Source organism: Pectobacterium colocasium (genome assembly GCF_020181655.1).
Classification (GTDB): Bacteria; Pseudomonadota; Gammaproteobacteria; order Enterobacterales; family Enterobacteriaceae; genus Pectobacterium; species Pectobacterium colocasium.
This window is the reverse complement of sequence record NZ_CP084032.1, coordinates 411,643-431,643: the sequence shown is the minus strand read 5'-3', so window position 1 is coordinate 431,643 and position 20,001 is coordinate 411,643. Positions and strand designations below refer to the sequence as shown.

Sequence of the window (20,001 nt, the reverse complement as noted above, 5' to 3'; positions counted from 1 at the left end):
TTATTTCCTTTCATTCACTTTATCTTTGAGTTTGTTACCGATAATTTCTCCACTAACTGAACCAGTAGTATCCCCAATGAAACCCGCAGAAGGACCAAGGACAGGTCTAAGTAAACCAGGCGCATATTTACCCACTAAGCCCCCACCCCATGCTCCTACGCCTGCGCCAATAACTGCACCTTTATCCGGTCCATCCGTAAATACCGCGCTTCCCATTGCTATACCGACGTTCGGTAAAATATCACGCCCCGGAGCCAGTCCACCAGTAACTAACGCAGCAGTGGTACTCCAATAATCATAAGTCTTATTTATATTTTTCGGCTGGCTCAGGTCATACCATTGATAGGCAGCATTCGCACCGCCGCTCAGAGCAGAACCGACCACCACTTTTCCTAACGCAGCCGCTGGCCCCAGATACCACGCACCTGCAATCAACACACCATTCGTATATCCATTCACGATGGCTTTCGAGATATCCTGCCCTTCCGGCATGACACCCGTCACTAACCTGTGCATCGCATACTGCCGTTCTTCTTCTGTTATCGGATTAAGAACATTACCGTTTTCATCCGTCAGGTTGGTATTGGTGTACAACGACGTTGCCGACTGCCCAAAATCTCTTAGCCCCTGTGGCGTGCTCTTTGAGTCAAAACCAAAAAGATTATTCTCCACCGCATTTCGGCCTGCCTGCGCACCCGCTACCGCGTTGCTCGTCGAGTCGCCCGCTGTGCCGGCCGCCAGACCGCCCGCCAGAAGCGAGAGCGTGGTGACCGTCTGCTTTTCACTTTCCGTCATTTCCGAGATGGCTTTACCCGGATACAGCCTGTCAGCAATCACTCGCGCCGCCAACTCACCTGTCGCGGCACCTGCCGCACCTGCTAGCACACTGTTGCCGCTGGCTTCTGCCACAATACCACCCAGCACCGCGTGCGCTACCGCATTGGCAGCGATATTTACGTTACCTTTTGCGTCCGTCGTGGCTTTCTTGATTTCTGTCGCCAGATACGGTGCCGCCGCTCCCGCTATCGCCTGCGCAACGTTACCACCGGCCAGCCCCTGTACTGCCGCCGAAACCGCCATGATGCCCTGACGAATCGCGCCACCGGTGCCAAATCCGGAACGGTTCAACGCCTGAGTATAGGCGTTGTCATACGACGTCTGATAAACATATTTCTGAATATCTGCCTCTGTCGGCGTCAGATTCGAGTTGTCGCCTGTCGCAAGGGCGTCTCTAGCCGCCAGCCTATCAGCAGCAGAAAGACCTGCCACCTTCGCTTCCGCTTCTGCCTTCGCCGCTTTCGTGGCAATGATTGCCCCGTGCATACCGGCAATGTCGATGACCTGATTGCTGATTTCTGCAACCACCTGCATCTGTTGCAAACGCTTCTGTTCTTTCTCTTTGTCAAAGATCGGACTCAGCGTCTGGTTCGCGTGTTCAACATCACGGCTCAACTGTGCGACATCCTGACGCTGGTTGGCCTCATCGCGGATGACCAACTGCCCCTCGCTGATCGCCGCGCGCGTTGTGCTCGCGGCATTGCCATCATTATTGCCGCTGATCAGGGAGTTGGATGCCAGATTGCTGAGCATCTGCATACCCACCGGCCCGCCAGTACTGATACCGACGCCGCTGTGCGAGACATCAAATTCGGCTTTATTCTCAATATCGCTAAAGCCCAGCGTCCCGGTTTCCAGTCGGTTTTTCGCTGCCTCTGCCGTAGAACCTATCACTGCGCCGTCAAGCTGTGTATGGTTGCCCACCTGCACATCGTAGCCCCCCTGTCCGGCAAACAGTCCCGTCTGCTCCTGCACACTGCGGTAGTCGCTGTGCATTTTGTCCTTGCTCATACTGAAGCTGGCTGAAGCGGTTCCCGCCCCATAAATCGGGATGCTGACGCCCGCACTCATGCTCTGCTGTTTGCTGTCGTAAACATCGCTGTCCTGCTCGCTGCGTAACAGCAAGTCGCGTCCCACTCGTGCCGTAATCTGCTGCCCGCTGACCTGTGCACCCTGCAACGTGGTATCCCGGCCGCTGTTTGTACGTACCTGACGCCCGGCATCCAGCAGTGTTTCAGTGTGGCTCAGTCCTTCGCCCAGCTCACTCCCTTTCGCTTTATTCATACTGGCATTCACGCTCAGGCTAAAACCGCCGCTGCCCGCGCCAAGACTCAGGCCAATGCTGCCCCCTTTGCTCTTGTTGCTCCCTTCCGTGTGCTGGCTGTTCTGGGCGGACAGCAGGTGAATATCGCGTGCGGCATCCAGCGTCACGTCTTGGCCCGCGCGCAACTCACCTCCCTGAACCCGAATATCGTCACCGGTTGCTCTCAAAGACAAATTCCTTCCGGCATTCAGGCTGCTACCTTGTGCGGTACGTTGTTCGACCGTCTGTTCAGATTTCGAGGACTGGCTTCCCAGCGAGACACTGACGCCCACCACATTATTATTATTGGGGTCGTCTTTACCCTGCAACGCCGCCAGATAGGCTGCCTGCCCTGCCTGTACACCGCTCAGCGTCGCTTTCACACCCTGTAAAGCCTGAAGACGCTCGTCTTCCGTCGCTTTGGCCGTCTGCGCCGTTTGTACGGCCGAATTCACCATACCGCCTACCGTGCCGCTGAGCGCCAGCGTCAGCCCACTCTGTTTCTGCTCATAGGTCTGGCGCTGAGTCTGGCTGTTCTCCGCCGCCAGCACGTCTACCGTTTTACCTTGCAGCGTTAAATCCTGTCCGGCGACAACGTCACTACCTTTCACGGTCAGCCCATTACCTGCCAGTAGCGTCGTGTTGCCCTTTTCACTGCCAATAATGCTGGATTTTTCACTCATACCATCGGTGTCAGTCGTGCTTTTCTGACTAGCCTGACCAATGGTAAATCCAATGCCACCGCTGCCCATCAGACCGGATTTCTTCTCTTCCTTTAGATGCGTTTCCTGATGATTCTCTTGCGCCGTGGTCACGGTAATATCACGTCCGGCGGTAATACTGACATCCTGCGTCCCCGCCACTGAGCTGCCTGCGATCTGCACGTTGTGACCTGCTGCGATCGCCACCGTCTCGCCGCTGAACGAACTCCCTACCGCCGATTGATGCTGAATGCTGTCATGACGCTCGCTGGACTGGGCGGAGAGCAATCCACGGCTGCTTTGCTTACTGTGCTCCGTCAACGTATAAGATGACTCGCCACTGGTCAGGTTAATGTCGTTCCCCGCCTGAACCTGTAGCCCCTGTTGCGCGGTGACGGATGCCGCCGTCGCATTCAGGTTTTGCCCCGCACGTAATGCTATTTGGCCATTGGCGGCAATCTCGCTACCGATGTCTTCACGCGCCTGATAATGGCGATAATTATTGCTATCCCAGTCGCTGTTCAACGTTTCTGTGGTCGTCAGCGTCGCCAGATTCAGATTGTTACCCGCGCTGATCAGCGTGGCGCTGTCCGCTCCCGAGTTAATCACCTGACTGCCGGTCAGGTTGATGTCTTTACCCGCCGCCAGCGTCAGTTTGCCCTTATCATTCTGGACGTACATGCCCGCGACGCGATCCAGAATGCGGTTATCTTCCCCGCCGCTCAACGTGCTGGTGCTGTTGATATTACCGCCCGCCAGTGCGGTCAGTTTGTCTTCGGCCTGAATGACACCACCGACGTTATTCAGATCGTTGCGAACCTGTAGCTGTACCTGTTTACCCAGTAGCGAACCACCCTGATTGTCCAACGCATCCGAAGAGATAAACAGGGTATCCCGCGCGGCAATCCTCCCGCTGTTCAGCATGCCACCCGCCAACCCAACAGAGATCGTATTCCCCGCCAGAAGGCTACCCGCGCCGATTTGCTCGTTTGAACGAACTTTGGTGTAAACCTGTGGGACGAACACTGTTTGTGAAGAGCCGTCTGGTAGGGTCACCGATTTGTTCACCATCCAGACCATGTCGGTGGTGAGTAGCGCCATCTGTTCCTGCGTCAGAGCGATACCTGGCGTCAGTGAGAATTGCTGTCCGAATGCGATACCTGCATCCATCAAGGCCTTGTACTGCACCTCATCACTGTTATAACCCGCCAGATAGCGTTGTCCGGTTAATTGCGCAATTTGCTCACTGACTTCCCGCTGTTCATAAAAGCCATCGCCCAGCCGTTTATTCTGGCCTTCGGCACTGAAGGCTTGCAGCATGTAATCAGAGCTAAGCCACTGTTTCTGATTAGTAAAACGCGCATCCGTTTCCACCAGATAACGGCTCTCTGCGGCAGGTTGTAGGGTAAACAAGCTACTGGACGGAAGCGTTGCCGTCGGCGTACCGACATGCCGGCCGATGTCACCTGCACGCAGCGCCGTCACCGCATAGCCCGCCCCGTTGAACGAAGCCTGCTCACGCCAGGCATGCACGTTCAAGTCGATTTTTTCGACGTTAGCAGCGGGTGCATAGCTATTACCGTCAATGCCCTGAGACGTTCGCGTAACGCCGCGCCAGTTCTTTTTCTTCTTGGCATACCAACGTTCCTGACGCCCAAGGTCAGTTGTCGTACGTTCGCCCGGTGTCGCCAGATTGCTCAGTTCTTTCACACCGTCAATCAACAGGCCTGCCGCAATCACCCGGCTATCGCTGTTGGTCATCCGCGCCGCAGTAATATACAAATTGCTACCGGATAGAATCTGCCCCGGATCGCTCTCTTTCACTCGTGTTTCATTGACAGTACGGGTGTAGGTGTAGCGATAGAAATTATCGTCAGCGTATCCATCCGGCATATGCGCGGTGTTCACGCCGTACTTATTACGTGTCCGGCGGATGTCATTCCAGTTGTAGCGCGTGGTATGTCCACGCAGCACGGCTTCATCGATTTGGGTCGCGCTGGTAACGATTTCCGTCACCAGATTATCGTTAATGTTATTAATCTGGCTGGCGGATAACGCCATATCACCGATGGACTCAATGGTAGCGCTGTGGTTATTGATCGCCTCAGCCTGACCTATTGCCATGCCTTCTGCATCAAGATTACGCCCCAATGCCATAACACCGTCACTGTAAATCAGGCCGTGCTGGCGATTATTGAGCGTACCGACACCCAGATCCAAACGTTGGCGGGCGGCGATCGTTGCCCCAGAGCCCGCTTCATTGAGGTTGTTCAGCGTCTGTGCTTGCAGGCTAATCCAGTCGCCATAGACGCGACCACTGCCAATATTGTTCAACGTGCCCGCATCAATACGGGTTCGACTCGCATCGATCAGGCCACGGTTGGTCACTGAATCCGAGAGCGCCAACAGGGTCTTCTGACTGCTAATTTCACCGCTGGCCTGATTATCGAGGCGCGCCGCCGTCAGCGTCAGCTCGCTGCCAGATTGGATTTTTTGGCGATTGATAACGTCGCCCACGACCGTAAGGTCGAGTTTGCCGTTCGCGATCACATCACTCTGGTTGTCGAATGGCTGCGTGGCAGTCAATGACATATCGCCCAGCGACAACAATTGTCCATCACCGCTCAGGCTCTCAGCCTGCACATCCAGCTTTTTCCCTGCAATCAGCGTGCCGTCGGTATTGTTGACGGCTTTCGTCGCCGTCACCTTGAGAGTGTTATCCGCACTGATTTTCGCCTTACGGCTGGAAACCGAACCGTTGGTGGCGTTGAGCGTAACATCCGTTGCCTGCGTCTGGCTGCCGTCTGTGTTCACCTCGGTTGCTGCAATCGTCAATGAGCCGCCTGCCAGTTGCTGACCATTGGCATCCGTCCGCTGGCTCGCGTTTAACGACAGATTGCCGTTTTGTGCCACCGAGCCATCGCTGTTGATTCCCGCCCCTAGCACTGCGCCTTTCTGGTTGCTAATGTTTGCCGCTTGCACGGTCGCATTGCGTTGCGCAGCCAGCACGCCACGGTTAGCCGTTTGCTGTTGTGTGCTGACCGCAACATCCCGCTGGGCATAAACTTTGCCGCTATTCTCCAGTTCGCGTCCCGCCAGTCGTACATCCTGTGTGGCATTAATGCTACCGCTGTTCTCAATACGGCCGTCAGCAGAGAGCGTCACACTGCCCGCCTGTGCGCCAATCGTACCGGCGTTGCGCACCCCAACGCCCTGCTCGGTACCAATAAGCTGAATTTTGCCCGCGTACATGCCGCCAAGCTGTGCCACATCGACCGCCAGCGTCGGCTGGGTTCGTTCCGTTGACCCGGAGCTCGTCGATGCTTTTTCGATTTTCTGCTGTTCAGCGTCGACCGTGTTTCGTCCTGCCGTCACTTTCAAATCGTTCGCCCATAGTCCGGCGTTGATTTCCACACTCTGCGCGATCAGGTCGGTGTAGTCCTGACGGCTTGAATCCATCCCCGAGCCTTGTACACGAATGTGGCCTTTTTCAACCTGATAGCCTTTCAGTTGGCCATTTTCCATCATCGCCTGACCGGTCGTCAGCGTCGCGCGATTAGCATTGATAAAGCCACAGCCATCACAAGTGATGCCCGACGGGTTCGCAATCACCACCTGTGCTTTCTTCCCGGCAACTTCGATATAACCGTTCAATTTACTGGGATCGCGCGAATTAACTTCGTTCAGAATGACCTTCGCTTCACCTTTAGCCAGCCACGGGTTGCCAGCCACCCAGCCTCCTTGCTGTGTCTGCACCTGATTACGCGAATTATTGAGAATGGCCCCCTTCTGATTCACATCGAATTGGCTGTAAACATTACGGGATACACCACCTGCACTTGGCGTTTGAATATTAACCTGCGGTGTCCCGTTTGCCGTTTGTAATATCGTGGGCTTCTGGTTACCAGGTGCGTTGCCATCCGCCACAATGTTCGCCTGTACCGCAGGCACAAGCGTGACAAACCCCATCACACCCAGCAATAGGAATGTCAGTGGGGAAAGTCGCCCTGTTATCTGGCTCAACGTTGGCCCAAGGCCAGACGAGGCGGAATCTTTGACGCAGCCGCGGCACAATTCAGAAACCACCATCAAAACGCCGCGAGCGCGGTTAAAAACGATGCGATACAGGTGCTTATTCATTCTCGTTATCCATTCAAAGAAAGAAGTTTTTCAACAAACAGGGGTGACGATCAGGGCATCCAACGGACACGTCAGTACTGCCAATTCAGGCTAAAGCCGAATACTGCCGGGCTGGTTTCAAAGCCATCAGGCTTGGAAAGCGGAATGCCAGCAAACAAGTCATAGCCCGTATTCAGTACGTTGCCACGTACTCCAATTACGCCACCTGCCAGATGGTTACCAATTAGCGTGTCTTTACTGTTGTTACTGATCTCACCGTAATCTACGCCCAGATACAGTTCCTGATTCTGGAGCGGCGTGCGCCAGGCCAGCTCATTGCGCACCAGCCAGCCATCATCGGCGCTGAGCGTGAGCTCACCGTCAAAGCCGCGTACCGTCCAGCGGTTACCGATGGAGAACTGATCCTGTGCTGTCAGACGAGTGTTAGCGAGCTGGCGGCGGTATTGCACGTTGTAGCGGAACGCTTCATCAAACACCGCAAATGGCACATCCAGCTCGGAGGAAAACTGAATGATTTTTGACAGCCCGGTTCCTTCATCATTAGCTTCTTCAGGAATGGGCTGCGCACCGAACCAGCGGGTGCCACGCTGATAGCTGACGGCGGCATCCAACGTGGCCTGAGAAATATAGTGACGGTGCTGTAAGCCCAGACGCCATCCCGCCGTTTGCCGACGTTGCACCTCAATTTCAGTATCATTAATGAAGTTACGTGATTCGCGCGTCATGACTTCATAGCTGACCGACGTTTTCTGACTGCCGCTGCGGTGCAATACCCGGCTAAGCTGAAAGTTGAGGCTCTCGCTTTCACCACTGTAGGTATAGTTTTCGTTTAATCCCGCAATCGTCTGGTGATAGTCGTAACCGCTGGCGGTCATGCCAGCCTGCCAGTAACCAAATGGCACAGAATAATGTGCGACGTAGCTCTTGCTGCCTTTGCTACCAAGCCCTTGTAGATCGTGTCCGCCGTAGAGATAAAGTGTGTCACTCAGTGAGAATGGGTTATCGAGGAAAAGCGTCAGGCCCCCTTGATAGCGCCCTGTGCTTTTGGTGCCGGAATCATCCACTGATGCTCCGAGACGCCAGTGCTTCGCTTGTTTATAACTCACGACGATGTCGCTTTCTCCTGGCTTCTCTCCCGGTACCAGTTGCATATCAGCCTGTGCTGTCGGCACGCGCTGCAAATTCTCCAGCCCCTGCTCAATATCACGTAAATCGAGCAGTTTGCCCTCACGTACAGGTAATGCGCTATAAAGTTGAATATAGCGATCGCTGTCTGGCGACAGCGTAATGTTGCCGACTTTGCCCGCCATCACCACCAGCTTCAGCGTACCGCTTTTCAGATCTTGTGAGGGTGCTAATACACGGGCAGTCACATAACCGTGGTTAACCAGACGATTTTGCAACGCACTCATCAACAGATTAATGCCTTTCCCACCCACACACTGGTTTACCGCCTGATCGGCCAGACGCTGCAACGGTAGCCAACTGGGGAAATCTTCTGTCCCCTGTAACTCAACCTTTTTAATAGGGAAACAGGGCGTCATTTCCACGGGAAAATGTAACTTTGTCAGGAACGCGCCAGGTTCTTGCAGACGCACATCTGGCACCTGAGGCGCTAACTGTCGTTCTTGCGCCCGCTGCCGTTCCTGCTGGTTAATTTGTTGCTGATTGATTTGCCGCTGTTCCAGTTGTTGAAGCTCGGCTGGCGTCGCGGCATTCGCCATGACTGCAAAGAAAGGTAAAGGCAACGTGAAGAGTAGAGCACGAAATAATGCCGTATCTTTTAATGAGTGTTTTTTTATTTCATTGATTTTAAATGATAAAAAAACAGAACAAACATTCCTTGTCATGATGGACAAACCTGAATATGCAAATAATTAGTTACATTTTCATATCAGATAAAAAGATTAGGAATGGGAACAGTCTTATTCGACCTTAGCGCAAATTCGCAGAGAAGCATGAAAATTAACGGATGAGTGAAGCGTGCGAATGGGCTTCAGCAGCAGGCTGTAAATCGTGTTGGTGTGCGGTTTTTATGGATTTACCGTCTGTTTTCACTCCCGAAATAGGGTAGTGAAAACAGACTCTTATATCAGTTAGCGATTAGCGGGCATCTGCCAATGCAATGTTCTGACGCAAGGCGGGCAGAACGTTATCCATCTCCATGTTTTCTCTTGCGATCTGGAAACGGGAAACGGACTGTTGCAGATTAACCACTTGTTCCTGAAGCGCATTCGCCGAGGTTGCCACTTCTGATACCAATGATGCGTTCTGCTGCGTCACCCCATCCATCTGATTGATGGCGATATTGATCTGCGAAATGCCGCGGCTCTGCTCGCTGGAGGCCAACGTGATCTCATCCATAATATCGACCACTTTTTTCACATCCATCAGCACTTCGTCCATGGTGTTGCCGGCCACTTCAACCAGACCCGCCCCCTTTTCAATACGGCTGAGAGAATCATCAATCATGGTGCCGATCTCTTTCGCTGCCGTCGCGCTGCGTGCCGCCAGCATCCGTACCTCAGATGCTACCACCGCAAAGCCTTTACCGTATTGACCCGCACGCGCCGATTCCACCGCGGCATTCAGCGCCAGCAGGTTAGTCTGGAAGGCGATACCATCAATCACGCCAACAATATCGGAGATCTTGGCAGAGCTCTGCTTGATGGAACGCATGGTATCCACCACTTCAGAGACGACATTCCCGCCGCGAGACGCAGAATTAGAGGCTTTCAGCGCCAGATCGTTGGCTTTACGCGTGTTGTCTTCATTGTTTTTCACCGTTGACATGATCTGCTCCATACTTGAAGCCGTTTCATCCAGTGAGGCCGCCTGTTGCTCGGTACGGCTGGAGAGATCGATGTTGCCGGAGGCGATTTCCTCAACCCCGACACTGATCGCATCGGTACCGTTACGCACCACACGTACCATGTTTTCCAGCCCATCACGCATACGTTGAACCGCGGCAAACAGATGTGCGATCTCATTTTTTCCGCTGCTATCAATCTGCGCACGCAGGTCGCCTTCAGCAATGCGATCAAAGACGGAAATAGCCTGATTCAGCGGTTTCACGATCATATTGGTCATGACAGACCAGGCCAGTACCGCCAGCAGCAATGCACACGCGATCGCCGCATACAGGATGCCTTCCATCAGATTCACACGCCCATTTGAATCCGCATAGGCTTCATCAATACTCTTTAGCTTAAAGGCCACCAGCGCTTTAGAAGATTTATCAAACGCGGCATACAGCACCGTTGATTTCCCGGCACGCTGGCGATATTCATCCAGATTTCCCGCGTTAAGCGCCGCAAATGCCGGATCGATAAAGTCCTGCATCAGCGTATTGCGTTTCTCAGCCATATCCGCAGAAATCACTTTCTCTTCTTCGGACTGCGGATATTTCAGGTATTCCTGCCATTTTTCGCTAGCGCCATCGACTTTGGTTCTGGCACGTCCCAGCGCTACTTTAGCCGCCTCAACATCCCCTTTCCCCATTAATGATTCGTACAGACGCAAATCCAATCGGCCACGCAACAGCAGTTCAGAGCTGTCATTCAGCGCGACCAGCCCTGGTAGCACTTCCATATCGACACGAGCAAATGATTTGTTTCCTGACTGAACGGCAACCAGCCCCAGAACGCCGACAAAAAGCAGTAACGCCGCTAACGAAAACACCATCATGCTGAGTGCAGTACGGATCTTTATCTTACGAAACATAAATTGTCCCTGTGGTCTGAAATAAGAGAGGGTGAGCGCCAGCTCTACAGCGGAGCCGTTCAGTTATTTACGTAATGGTCGTTATATTTCCAGACGTGTTAAATCCACGAGCTGAAATAAATACGTTATAAAACCGTAATAAAGAAACGTATAAAGAAGACGATGACCGACAGAAGTAAATTTTCTGTCGGTCATTAAGATTTATTTTTTATTATTTTTTTGAGACGGATTCTTTTCTAAGAAACGTTGCAATTCATCTTTATAAAACTTCGCTGACATCATTGTGCCATGCCCACTGGTATCTTTACTGGCGGGAATAAGGAACAATGTCGCCTGCTTAATTTTCTTCAGCTCATTATCCAGGATGCCTGTTTCAACAGGATTACGCTCGTCATCCGCAGAGTTAATCACCAAAACAGGCGCCTTAATTTTATTTAGTTCCGGTGCCGCATTATAATTTGCAGACGAACCCCAGATATAAATAAAGTCATTCGCATCGCTATTCGAAGGGGCAGCAAGGCGATCTTCAACCAGTTTATCCGCCTGTGCACGCGTTGGTGCCTTGCTCTGGTATGCCAGCGTGCCGCCGGTGGTGGCGATACTAAACATAATGCTGGCCGTTTTCAGCGTTGGCGGCTGTTGTGTGTAATCACCATTATTCCAGGTCGGATCGTTCTTGATGGATTCAATCAGAATGCGACGCATCATCCAGTTACGACCAGACAGTTCATTTGGCAGCGACGCCATTGGCACCAGCGCATCCATCATGTCCGGGTATTTTTCACCCCAGAGCCAGGTTTGCATGCCCCCCATGGAATATCCCATCACCAGCCGTAGGTGGTTAATACCTAAGCCTTCTTTGACCAAGCGATACTGTGCCTGCACCATGTCGTTATAGTCGTACTGCGGGAATTTCATCCGCAGACCATCTGACGGTTTGGACGACTTTCCAGAACCAATGCTCTCCGGCATGATAATAAAATATTTGCTGCTATCCAGCGCCTGACCCGGCCCGAACAGCTCTCCGCCAAAGCCATTGGCGAGCAGCGCTTTAATCGGTTGGTTCGTTCCATGTAGCAATAAGACAGCGGGCTTGGTTTTATCACCGATCGTGTAATAGTGAATACGCAGATCTTTTAATTTTTCGCCACTGTTGAAGGTAAATTCCGGCGCAATCCAGTCGCCTTCTTTGGGCTCTGGGAAATTGGCCTGTGCATGCGTTAATGGTGACAGCATTAACAGAAATGCGCCCACCACCCCTGATAGTATTCGATTAATCATAAATAACTCTTCGGTAATCATGAAGTCGCGAAGCAGCGATTCTAATGTCTATTAGGAAAAATCCCAATAAACATAAGCGGACTAATAATAAAAAGAGATTATTCTCTGAATTTTTTATTTATTACGAAAGATTCTACATGAAGTTTTTAATAGGATGATATTTAACGCATTCCTGCCTAAGCGTTTTACCATGCTTTCAGACTGAAACAGATGCGCATAAAAACAGGGCATCGCGTATTGCTTGCTCGGATTGATCACAAGGAAAGGATCGTGCACGGTGGCACCGCACACGATTGACATAAGGCTGGAGTCCGTTCAGGGTTGAGAGTCGAAAACGGCGACTTAGTGCTTATTCATCTCTCTTTCAATCGTTTTCAGCCGCTCATCCATATCAGGATGCGTGCTTAACCAGTCAGGCAAATCCAGCGATTCCACTTCATCATGACTGCGATCGTTAGCGACCAGAGCCTGATACATCGCCTGCATCGACTGTAGCGAACGCCCTTGCTGCTGCATTTCTGCGATTGCCCACGCATCGGCTTCCCGTTCCATATCACGGGAGAATTGCATCTCGTTGATGAAAGCGGCCGACTGCAACAAGGTATCCCCCACACCACTGACATCTCCCGTCATCCACATGAACGTCAGCGATACCAACGATGACCGCACGACCATACGCATTGGGTGGCGGTAGGCGTGATGCCCCATCTCATGCAACATCACCGCGGCCAGCTCGTTGTCATTTTTTGCCAGCCTCACCAGATCGTCACTGAGAATCAGTGTGCCATCCGCCAGCATAAAGGCATTCGGCCCGATCGGCGCAGACATGATCTCCAGATGCAGCGGCGTTTTATCTTCCCGCATATCAGGCGGCATAACCTGCTGAAACAGCATTTGCATAGCTTGCTGGCACTCAATAGGCAGCTTGGAAGGCGCAAAATCACTGTGCCGTAACAGTTTCAGCGTGTTTTGTCCCAACTGCTGTTCGATAGCAGTTGGAATGCGTAGCGCCAGCGCGGCGCTCGCCCACGGCAACACCACGTAAACATAGTTTATCACCATCAATATCGAGGCGAATAACGTGAGAATGACGCCACGTTTATGGCGTTCCAGTCGGTGAACCAACCCTGGGCGACGGCGCGCGGAATACCATGCGCGAAATGCAGGATCGTCGGCAGGCACAAAGCGGCCGCCGTCAGGAAACGTGAGTGTCAGAGGGATGGAGCCCAGCGCATCGGAAACCGTGACCTGTTCCAGCGCAAATGTCGTGCTCGATGATCCGGTGTTCAACACCATCATCGAACCGTTGTCCATTAAATGAAGAGAAGCGGCCACGCGGGCCGCCAATCCGGGGTATTGATAATGCCCCTCAATATTCATATTCCTGCCTTATAACTTACAGGCCAACACCCAAATCAAGCGCTTGCACGGCTTCTTCAGCCAGTGCGCTGTTTGCTGTGTCCTGATGTGCCTGAACGTGCAGCAATTCGAGATCGCCTTCCACCGCCGTCGCATTGGCGATATAGCGTGCATGACGAATCTCTGCCACCGGTGCTGCCCAGCCCAAAGAGAAAATAGTGATCAGGCTATTTGTTATCAGCAGACCCATGTAAGACAGCGTTTGCATGGAAGAGTGCAGTTTCACACCGCCATTCAGCGACGTCTGGCTAAACAGATAATTACGCTGTGCGACCACCAGATAGCTGCTAGAAACCAGCACGCCCAGCAGCGCCACGACGAACATCATGACCATATTGAAGACGTTGCTCAGCAGCATCATCAATACGAGATCTTCATTTCCGCCGCCCATCATAATCGTTTGGAACAGCGTGAAAAAGAAGGAGCTCATGAATGACAGCGATGCGATCAGGAAAGGAACAAAAATCAGCAGGCTAATCAGGGCGAATTTAATAAACGCCGCTTTCGTCAACTCCGCTTTAAACGCGGTTTTGCCGAAGAACAGGTTATTAACATAGAAATCAAGCTGCATCATTTTCATGATGCCATTCACCGCAGCAAACCCCGGAATAGCCACTGCCAGCACAATGAATCCAATCAGAATCGGGCTATCGCTCTGCGAGCCAATCAGCAGTGCTACAGCCAACACGGCATAAAAAGCCAGCAGCAGCAGAATCGGACAAAGCAGCAACACCCAATACGCGCGGCCAGTCTGGCAGTGATAGTTAAAACGGATACCGCGGTAGCTGGACATAATGGCGTCATAACGCCAATTGCGAATCACAATAACTGGAATCAGTGCCGCAAATGCCAGCGCGATAATAGTACCCAGCGCGGGTGACATCATCATCACAATATAAAACAGAATAATACCGGCGATAACCAGCAAACGTCCTTTGAGAATCTGAATGGGTTGCGCGTGGTAATCAAAACGGTCACCGTTAATTTCCGTGTTACCGTAAAAATAACGACGGCGGCGTACGGTAGCCCAGGCAGAATAAATACCCAGAGTGATGGCCGTTAATAACGCATTCACCAACCAAATTGCAAAATATTCCCCAGCCTTACCATGAAATTTCACGCGATGCTGCGTGTTATTTTCTGAAGTATTGATAGTCATAGACCTTTCATCCTAAAAGAAATAAGCCTAATAAAGCGCTTAAAAGCGTTACTGGCATACAAAAAAGCGGCTTATTTAAGCACGTCTTGTTAACGACAACAATAAAAGTTAACAGTAATTAAACAACCGAATAGTCTTATAAAACCTAAGGAAATAGTGCGGCTAAATATTTATATCCTGAGATATTGCAGGAAATTTTACTTATATCTTAGATAATTCGAGTTCTCGGATGTCATGGTATGGCTTTAACAGTAGAAAATACTGGTATGTTAGTATGGATAGGGTATCAACATCGCCATAGATACCACTCGAAGAACAGCAGGAAGAACGGGTATAGACGTTGCATCAATGTGGCCTGAAATGGTATTACAATCGATCAGGAACATTCCCCTCGTAAACCGTAAGAGCAAGAGTACGTATTATGACAACCGCGACCTCCGCCAATCTTCAGGTACGCCCCATCACCGCGCGAGACGATGCCGCTATCGCTCAGGTCATTCGTCAGGTTTCCGCCGAATTTGGTTTGACGGCCGATAAAGGCTACACCGTTTCCGATCCTAATCTGGACGCGTTGTTTGCCTTATATAGTCAGCCGCAAAGTGCCTACTGGGTGATTGAATACGAAGGCAGCGTGGTTGGCGGCGGCGGCATTGCGCCATTGGTCGCGGGTGAAGACGATGTGTGTGAATTGCAGAAAATGTATTTCCTGCCCGTCGCGCGCGGCAAAGGATTGGCGCGTCAGTTAGCGATACAGGCGCTTGATTTTGCACGTCAGCACGGCTTTCGCCGCTGCTATCTGGAAACAACCGGCCACCTAACCAGCGCGATCCGGCTGTATGAATCGCTGGGTTTCGAGTCGATTCCACATGCAATGGGCAACACGGGCCACACCGATTGTGAAGTGACGATGCTGAAGGTGCTGTAAAAAGCTGAAAGTACGGTAATACGGCGCTGTGATGCCGAATAAAAAACGCCGCAGGGTGTTCCTGCGGCATTCAGTGAGGCCTGTTCTTCGAGATTAATGACTTAATAATTAATGACGTTTGCCGTCATCGTCTTCGTCATAAAAATCTTCATCATCCCCGTCTTCTTCGCCTTCACCATCGGGATCTTCGAAGTAGGTGCCCCAACCGTCGTAATTTACGCCGTGGCGTTCCGCCAGTGCCAGCAGTTGTTCTACCTGTGCGTCGATCAGTTCCGCATTTAGCGCAACTTCGCTGATGGCATCACAGCACATCAGCAACACACCATCTTCAACTTCCAACTCTTCCGCATCCGTCACTTCGTAGCCCAGTTTGAAGGCTTCTACAGCGACTTTTTCCAACACTTCAAACTTCTCAGCAGAGAAATGGTGTTCAATGGTATAGAGCGCGTCAGGATCGCTGCCGTCATCCAGCAGTTCTTCGATGATCAGGCGTGTCTCTTCCCGTTGCTCTTCCAGTAATTCGCGGTTTGCCATGCCTCAGTCCTCATTAATCGACGTAATAGTGCTTATTGTCCCACAGCCCTGCGGCTTGCTCCACCACAAAGTTTGATATCACCACTTGAATTTGAATAATTACACATATAAAGTGAATTTTAATTCAACCAATGGTGTTGAGCCACATGGAGATGTACATCATGCAACCGTTCTATAAGCGTCATTTTTTAAGGTTAATGGATTTTACACCCGCAGAGATTGCCAATCTTTTAGCCCTGTCAACGAAACTGAAAGCCGATAAAAAAAACGGGACAGAAGTCCGCCGCCTGCAAGGTAAAAACATCGCACTCATCTTCGAAAAAGATTCGACTCGTACTCGCTGCTCTTTCGAAGTTGCTGCATACGATCAGGGCGCGCAAGTGACCTATCTCGGCCCAAGCGGCAGCCAAATCGGCCATAAAGAATCCATCAAGGATACGGCTCGCGTACTGGGAAGAATGTACGACGGCATTCAATATCGCGGCTACGGTCAACAGATTGTCGAAACGCTGGCGCAATACGCTGGCGTGCCAGTCTGGAACGGGCTGACGAACGAATTCCACCCTACGCAGCTACTGGCGGATCTGCTGACGATGCAGGAGCATTTGCCGGGTAAACCGCTGTCGGAGATGACGCTCGTTTACGTGGGCGATGCGCGCAACAATATGGGCAACACCATGCTGGAAGCGGCGGCACTGACGGGGCTGGATTTACGCCTTGTCGCGCCAAAAGCCTGCTGGCCGGATGCCGGCCTGGTAGCGGAGTGTCAGGCTGCGGCAGAACAAACCGGCGGCAGCATCACGCTGACGGAAGATATCGCCGCTGGCGTCGCGGGCGCAGATTTCATTTATACCGATGTCTGGGTGTCCATGGGGGAACCGAAAGAAACCTGGCAGGAGCGTATCGCACTGCTGAAACCCTATCAGGTAAACATGGCGATGATCGCCGCGACGGGTAATCCGCAGGTGAAGTTCCTGCACTGCCTGCCCGCTTTCCACGACGATCAGACGACGATGGGCCAACAAATGGCGGAACAGTATGGTCTGCACGGTGGAATGGAAGTCACGGATGAGGTCTTTGAATCCGCGCACAGCATCGTGTTCGATCAGGCGGAAAACCGCATGCACACCATCAAAGCGGTGATGGTCGCCACGCTGGTGCAGGATTAACGCACACGGCCAATCCTTCGTGCCTTTACTCCACTCCTCGGAGCCTGTCCGGGGAGTGCTTTTCCTTTCCCTGACGTTAATCGCTCTTAGTATGCTCATCCCCGGTGGGTAGCGTGCTGTTCATTCGGTCTCTAAACGCTTTTCGCCAGCGCGTCGGCGTCGTGTTAAGCCGTTGTCGAAAATGATGTCGCAGCGTTTCGGGCGAGCCGAAACCCGCTTGTTCTGCCACACGATCGATGCTCAGCCTGTCGTTTTCCAACAGCGCACAGGCCTTCTCCAATCGCACACTCAGCATCCATTCGCCCGGCGTTGTGCCCGTAGCATCGTGGAAACGGCGCAAGAACGTGCGGCGACTCATACCGACCTGCGCAGCGAGTTTCTCAATCACCAATGGCATTTTCAGATGACTGCGCAAATCGTCGAGCAGCGGCGCGAGCGTTTTCGCCCGACGTAACGGGACAGGCTGTTGGAGAAGCTGCGCCTGATTGCCTTCACGCAGTGGCGGTGTGACCATACGGCGTGCAGTACGATTGGCGACATCGATTCCGTAATCACGTCGGATCAGATGCAGACACAAATCAACACCCGCAGCGCCCCCCGCAGAGGTAATCACGCTACCTTCATCGACGTAAATCATGCAGTGCTCGACCTGCACGTTAGGAAACCTTTGCGCCAGAATATCCGTGCTGTTCCAATGCGCGGTAGCACGTTTACCATCCAATAAACCCGCAGCACCGAGCACAAAGCTCCCTGCGCAAATTGACACAATACGCGAACCGTTGCGATGCGCCTTTTGCAGCGCCGCAATGAGCCGTTCTGATGCCGTATCGTGAACGCTACGCCAGCCAGGAATGACGATAGTCCCCGCGCCTTCGAGCAATTCCAGCCCGCCATCAACCACGATCCGCACACCGCCTTGCGCACCAAAAGGGCCGTCTTCCACTGAAGCAACAGACAGGTCATACAGCGGTTCACCCAATACCTCATCGGTGCGTCCGAATGCTTCGACCGCAATTCCAAATTCAAATGTACACAGACATTCATACGCCAACAGCACCAGTCGCCGGTTTATCGGAGCAGGAGGACGGTCAGGAGGCAAACATTGGGGGGTTATGTTCATAACAGAATTACCGCTGATTTTGGCACGATCTTGACGATACATGGCATCAGCGTGGATTTCCACCACGACCTCAATCTTCCATGCTAGCTACCTCTTAACGTTTTGCAGGAATTGAGTATGAAGAATATGTTGGCACTGATGGCGGTCTGTCTGGCTGCACTCATGTCAGGGCTGGAGATTTCCAGCGTGCCGGTCATTTTACCCGTGCTGGAAAAAGAGATGCAGGCCAGTTTCAGGGAATTGCAGTGGATTATGAATGCCTATACGTTGGCCTGCACGACGGTACTGATGGCGACCGGCACGCTGGCGGATCGCTACGGTCGTAAACGTGTCTTTATCATCAGCATCATCGCGTTCGGGCTAACCTCGGTCATGTGTGGGCTAGCGGAAAGCCCGCAGTGGCTGATCGTCGGGCGCTCTCTTCAGGGATTGAGCGGTGGGGCAATGCTGACCTGCCTGATTGCCATTCTCTCGTTCCAGTTTCCACAAGGGGCACCACGCAGTCGTGCTTTTGCGGCCTGGGGGATTACGTTTGGATTTGGGCTGGGGTTCGGGCCGATGATCGGCGGTGTATTGGTTGCCTGGCTAAGCTGGCAGTGGGTGTTTCTGGTTCACGGTTTTATCGCCTTACTGACGCTGATTCTGACGTTGAAAAATGTGGTGGAATCTCGTGACAACGCGGTTAAAAAACTCGACCTCAGTGGCATTGTTACGCTGTCGAGCATGGTCATGGGCGCAACCTACCTCATTACACAGGGTAGCAGTTTGGGGTGGGACAGCCTTGCCGCACGTATTATCCTGCGGTTTACGGTACTGAGCGCGGGGCTATTTATCTGGGTGGAGAAACGCCATCCGTATCCCATGTTTGATTTTTCTGTATTCCGCATTCGCCCCTTTTCCGGTGCGCTCATGGGCTCGATGGGGATGAATTTCAGCTTCTGGCCGCTGATGATTTACCTCCCCGTCTATTATCAGAGCGGGCTGGGATACAGCAGCCTCGCGACCGGGCTCGCGTTGCTGGCTTATACCTTACCGACCCTGATAATGCCGCCTCTCGGCGAAAAACTGGTGGTGCGCTTTGGTGCTGCGCGCGTCATTCCGATAGGGCTATTCACCATTGGTACCGGTTTTATGCTGATGACATTCGCCGCCGCACATCATCTGAGCCTACTTCCGGGCGCGCTGCTGGCGGGAGCAGCCCTCGGTCTAATCAATACGCCGGTGACCAACACGACGACGGGTTCCGTCTCGGGCGATCGGGCAGGAATGGCTTCTGGCATTGATATCAGCGCACGGTTGATTACGCTTTCGATAAACATCGCATTGATGGGAAATTTACTGGTTGCGGGAGTAGCCGAGGGCTTGAAGGGGGTCGTGTCAGAGGATATTGATGCACTCGCAGAACGCATTGCCGGAGGTGGGGAAGTCATGACGCTCACCACAGAGGTGGCATCGAGAGCGTTGGCAGAAGGATTCGGCTGTATTCTGTTATACGGTGCGGGAGGCGTTTGGGTGCTGGCGCTCCTGAGCCACTTATTGTTCAATTTCAAATTCGCCGTCAGGGTTAAGCGCGAAGAATAATGTGGCAACGTTAGCCACCGCTACATCCCGCCTTGCACAATAACGAATTGTAAATAAACAATAAAAACTGCGCCCTGATGACTCAAAAGGCGCAGTTTTTAGAGGGACA

The 20,001-nt window shown here is 52.4% G+C and carries 11 protein-coding genes and 1 pseudogene; 4 read left to right on the top strand and 8 right to left on the bottom strand.

Annotated features, from left to right (window positions below; genetic code table 11):
• The 6 genes from LCF41_RS01940 to LCF41_RS01915 form a co-directional block, all read right to left on the bottom strand.
• A complete protein-coding gene (locus LCF41_RS01940) occupies nt 1–6,981 on the bottom strand; it encodes a hemagglutinin repeat-containing protein (protein WP_225086661.1) in 6,981 nt (2,326 codons plus the stop codon).
• Nucleotides 6,982–7,052: 71 nt separating this feature from the next.
• Nucleotides 7,053–8,705 (bottom strand): ShlB/FhaC/HecB family hemolysin secretion/activation protein, encoded by a 1,653-nt coding sequence (locus LCF41_RS01935; RefSeq protein WP_225086660.1) that lies wholly within the window; start codon nt 8,703–8,705, stop codon nt 7,053–7,055.
• A gap of 379 nt (nt 8,706–9,084) precedes the next feature.
• Nucleotides 9,085–10,704, bottom strand: a complete 1,620-nt coding sequence (locus LCF41_RS01930) for a methyl-accepting chemotaxis protein (protein ID WP_225086659.1) — start codon at nt 10,702–10,704, stop codon at nt 9,085–9,087.
• A gap of 201 nt (nt 10,705–10,905) precedes the next feature.
• Entirely contained in the window at nt 10,906–11,985 is a 1,080-nt protein-coding gene (locus LCF41_RS01925) for an alpha/beta fold hydrolase (protein WP_225086658.1), read from the bottom strand.
• A gap of 342 nt (nt 11,986–12,327) precedes the next feature.
• Nucleotides 12,328–13,365: a M48 family metallopeptidase gene (locus LCF41_RS01920; protein ID WP_225086657.1), complete on the bottom strand. Its 1,038-nt coding sequence runs from the start codon at nt 13,363–13,365 to the stop codon at nt 12,328–12,330.
• A gap of 16 nt (nt 13,366–13,381) precedes the next feature.
• A complete protein-coding gene (locus tag LCF41_RS01915; RefSeq protein WP_225086656.1) occupies nt 13,382–14,563 on the bottom strand; it encodes a YjgN family protein in 1,182 nt (393 codons plus the stop codon).
• A gap of 421 nt (nt 14,564–14,984) precedes the next feature.
• Between LCF41_RS01915 and LCF41_RS01910 the strand changes: the two genes are divergently transcribed.
• On the top strand, nt 14,985–15,488 hold the full coding sequence (locus LCF41_RS01910; RefSeq protein ID WP_225086655.1) for a GNAT family N-acetyltransferase: 504 nt from the start codon (nt 14,985–14,987) through the stop codon (nt 15,486–15,488).
• A gap of 108 nt (nt 15,489–15,596) precedes the next feature.
• Here LCF41_RS01910 and rraB read toward each other — a convergent pair whose 3' ends face one another.
• Nucleotides 15,597–16,022, bottom strand: a complete 426-nt coding sequence (rraB, locus tag LCF41_RS01905) for a ribonuclease E inhibitor RraB (protein ID WP_012773090.1) — start codon at nt 16,020–16,022, stop codon at nt 15,597–15,599.
• A 91-nt stretch (nt 16,023–16,113) separates the two neighbouring features.
• Between rraB and argL the strand changes: the two are divergent.
• Nucleotides 16,114–16,161: pseudogene (argL, locus tag LCF41_RS22390) on the top strand (putative translational regulatory protein ArgL); the annotation flags it as partial.
• A gap of 22 nt (nt 16,162–16,183) precedes the next feature.
• A complete protein-coding gene (argF, locus tag LCF41_RS01900) occupies nt 16,184–17,191 on the top strand; it encodes an ornithine carbamoyltransferase (protein WP_225086654.1) in 1,008 nt (335 codons plus the stop codon).
• Between the two features lie 76 nt (nt 17,192–17,267).
• On the opposite strand, the gene LCF41_RS01895 is transcribed toward argF, so the two are convergent.
• A complete protein-coding gene (locus LCF41_RS01895) occupies nt 17,268–18,311 on the bottom strand; it encodes a helix-turn-helix domain-containing protein (protein WP_225086653.1) in 1,044 nt (347 codons plus the stop codon).
• Between the two features lie 117 nt (nt 18,312–18,428).
• Between LCF41_RS01895 and LCF41_RS01890 the strand changes: the two genes are divergently transcribed.
• Nucleotides 18,429–19,892, top strand: a complete 1,464-nt coding sequence (locus tag LCF41_RS01890) for an MFS transporter (protein ID WP_225086652.1) — start codon at nt 18,429–18,431, stop codon at nt 19,890–19,892.
• Nucleotides 19,893–20,001 lie beyond the last annotated feature (109 nt).

Coding starts and splice junctions, on each gene's coding strand:
- LCF41_RS01935 (WP_225086660.1), bottom strand. CDS start 8,705: ATGGCGAATGCCGCGACGCCAGCCGAGCTTCAACAACTGGAACAGCGG.
- LCF41_RS01930 (WP_225086659.1), bottom strand. CDS start 10,704: ATGTTTCGTAAGATAAAGATCCGTACTGCACTCAGCATGATGGTGTTT.
- LCF41_RS01925 (WP_225086658.1), bottom strand. CDS start 11,985: ATGATTAATCGAATACTATCAGGGGTGGTGGGCGCATTTCTGTTAATG.
- LCF41_RS01890 (WP_225086652.1), top strand. CDS start 18,429: ATGAAGAATATGTTGGCACTGATGGCGGTCTGTCTGGCTGCACTCATG.
- LCF41_RS01910 (WP_225086655.1), top strand. CDS start 14,985: ATGACAACCGCGACCTCCGCCAATCTTCAGGTACGCCCCATCACCGCG.
- argF (WP_225086654.1), top strand. CDS start 16,184: ATGCAACCGTTCTATAAGCGTCATTTTTTAAGGTTAATGGATTTTACA.
- LCF41_RS01915 (WP_225086656.1), bottom strand. CDS start 14,563: ATGACTATCAATACTTCAGAAAATAACACGCAGCATCGCGTGAAATTT.
- LCF41_RS01940 (WP_225086661.1), bottom strand. CDS start 6,981: ATGAATAAGCACCTGTATCGCATCGTTTTTAACCGCGCTCGCGGCGTT.
- LCF41_RS01895 (WP_225086653.1), bottom strand. CDS start 18,311: ATGAACATAACCCCCCAATGTTTGCCTCCTGACCGTCCTCCTGCTCCG.
- rraB (WP_012773090.1), bottom strand. CDS start 16,022: ATGGCAAACCGCGAATTACTGGAAGAGCAACGGGAAGAGACACGCCTG.
- LCF41_RS01920 (WP_225086657.1), bottom strand. CDS start 13,365: ATGAATATTGAGGGGCATTATCAATACCCCGGATTGGCGGCCCGCGTG.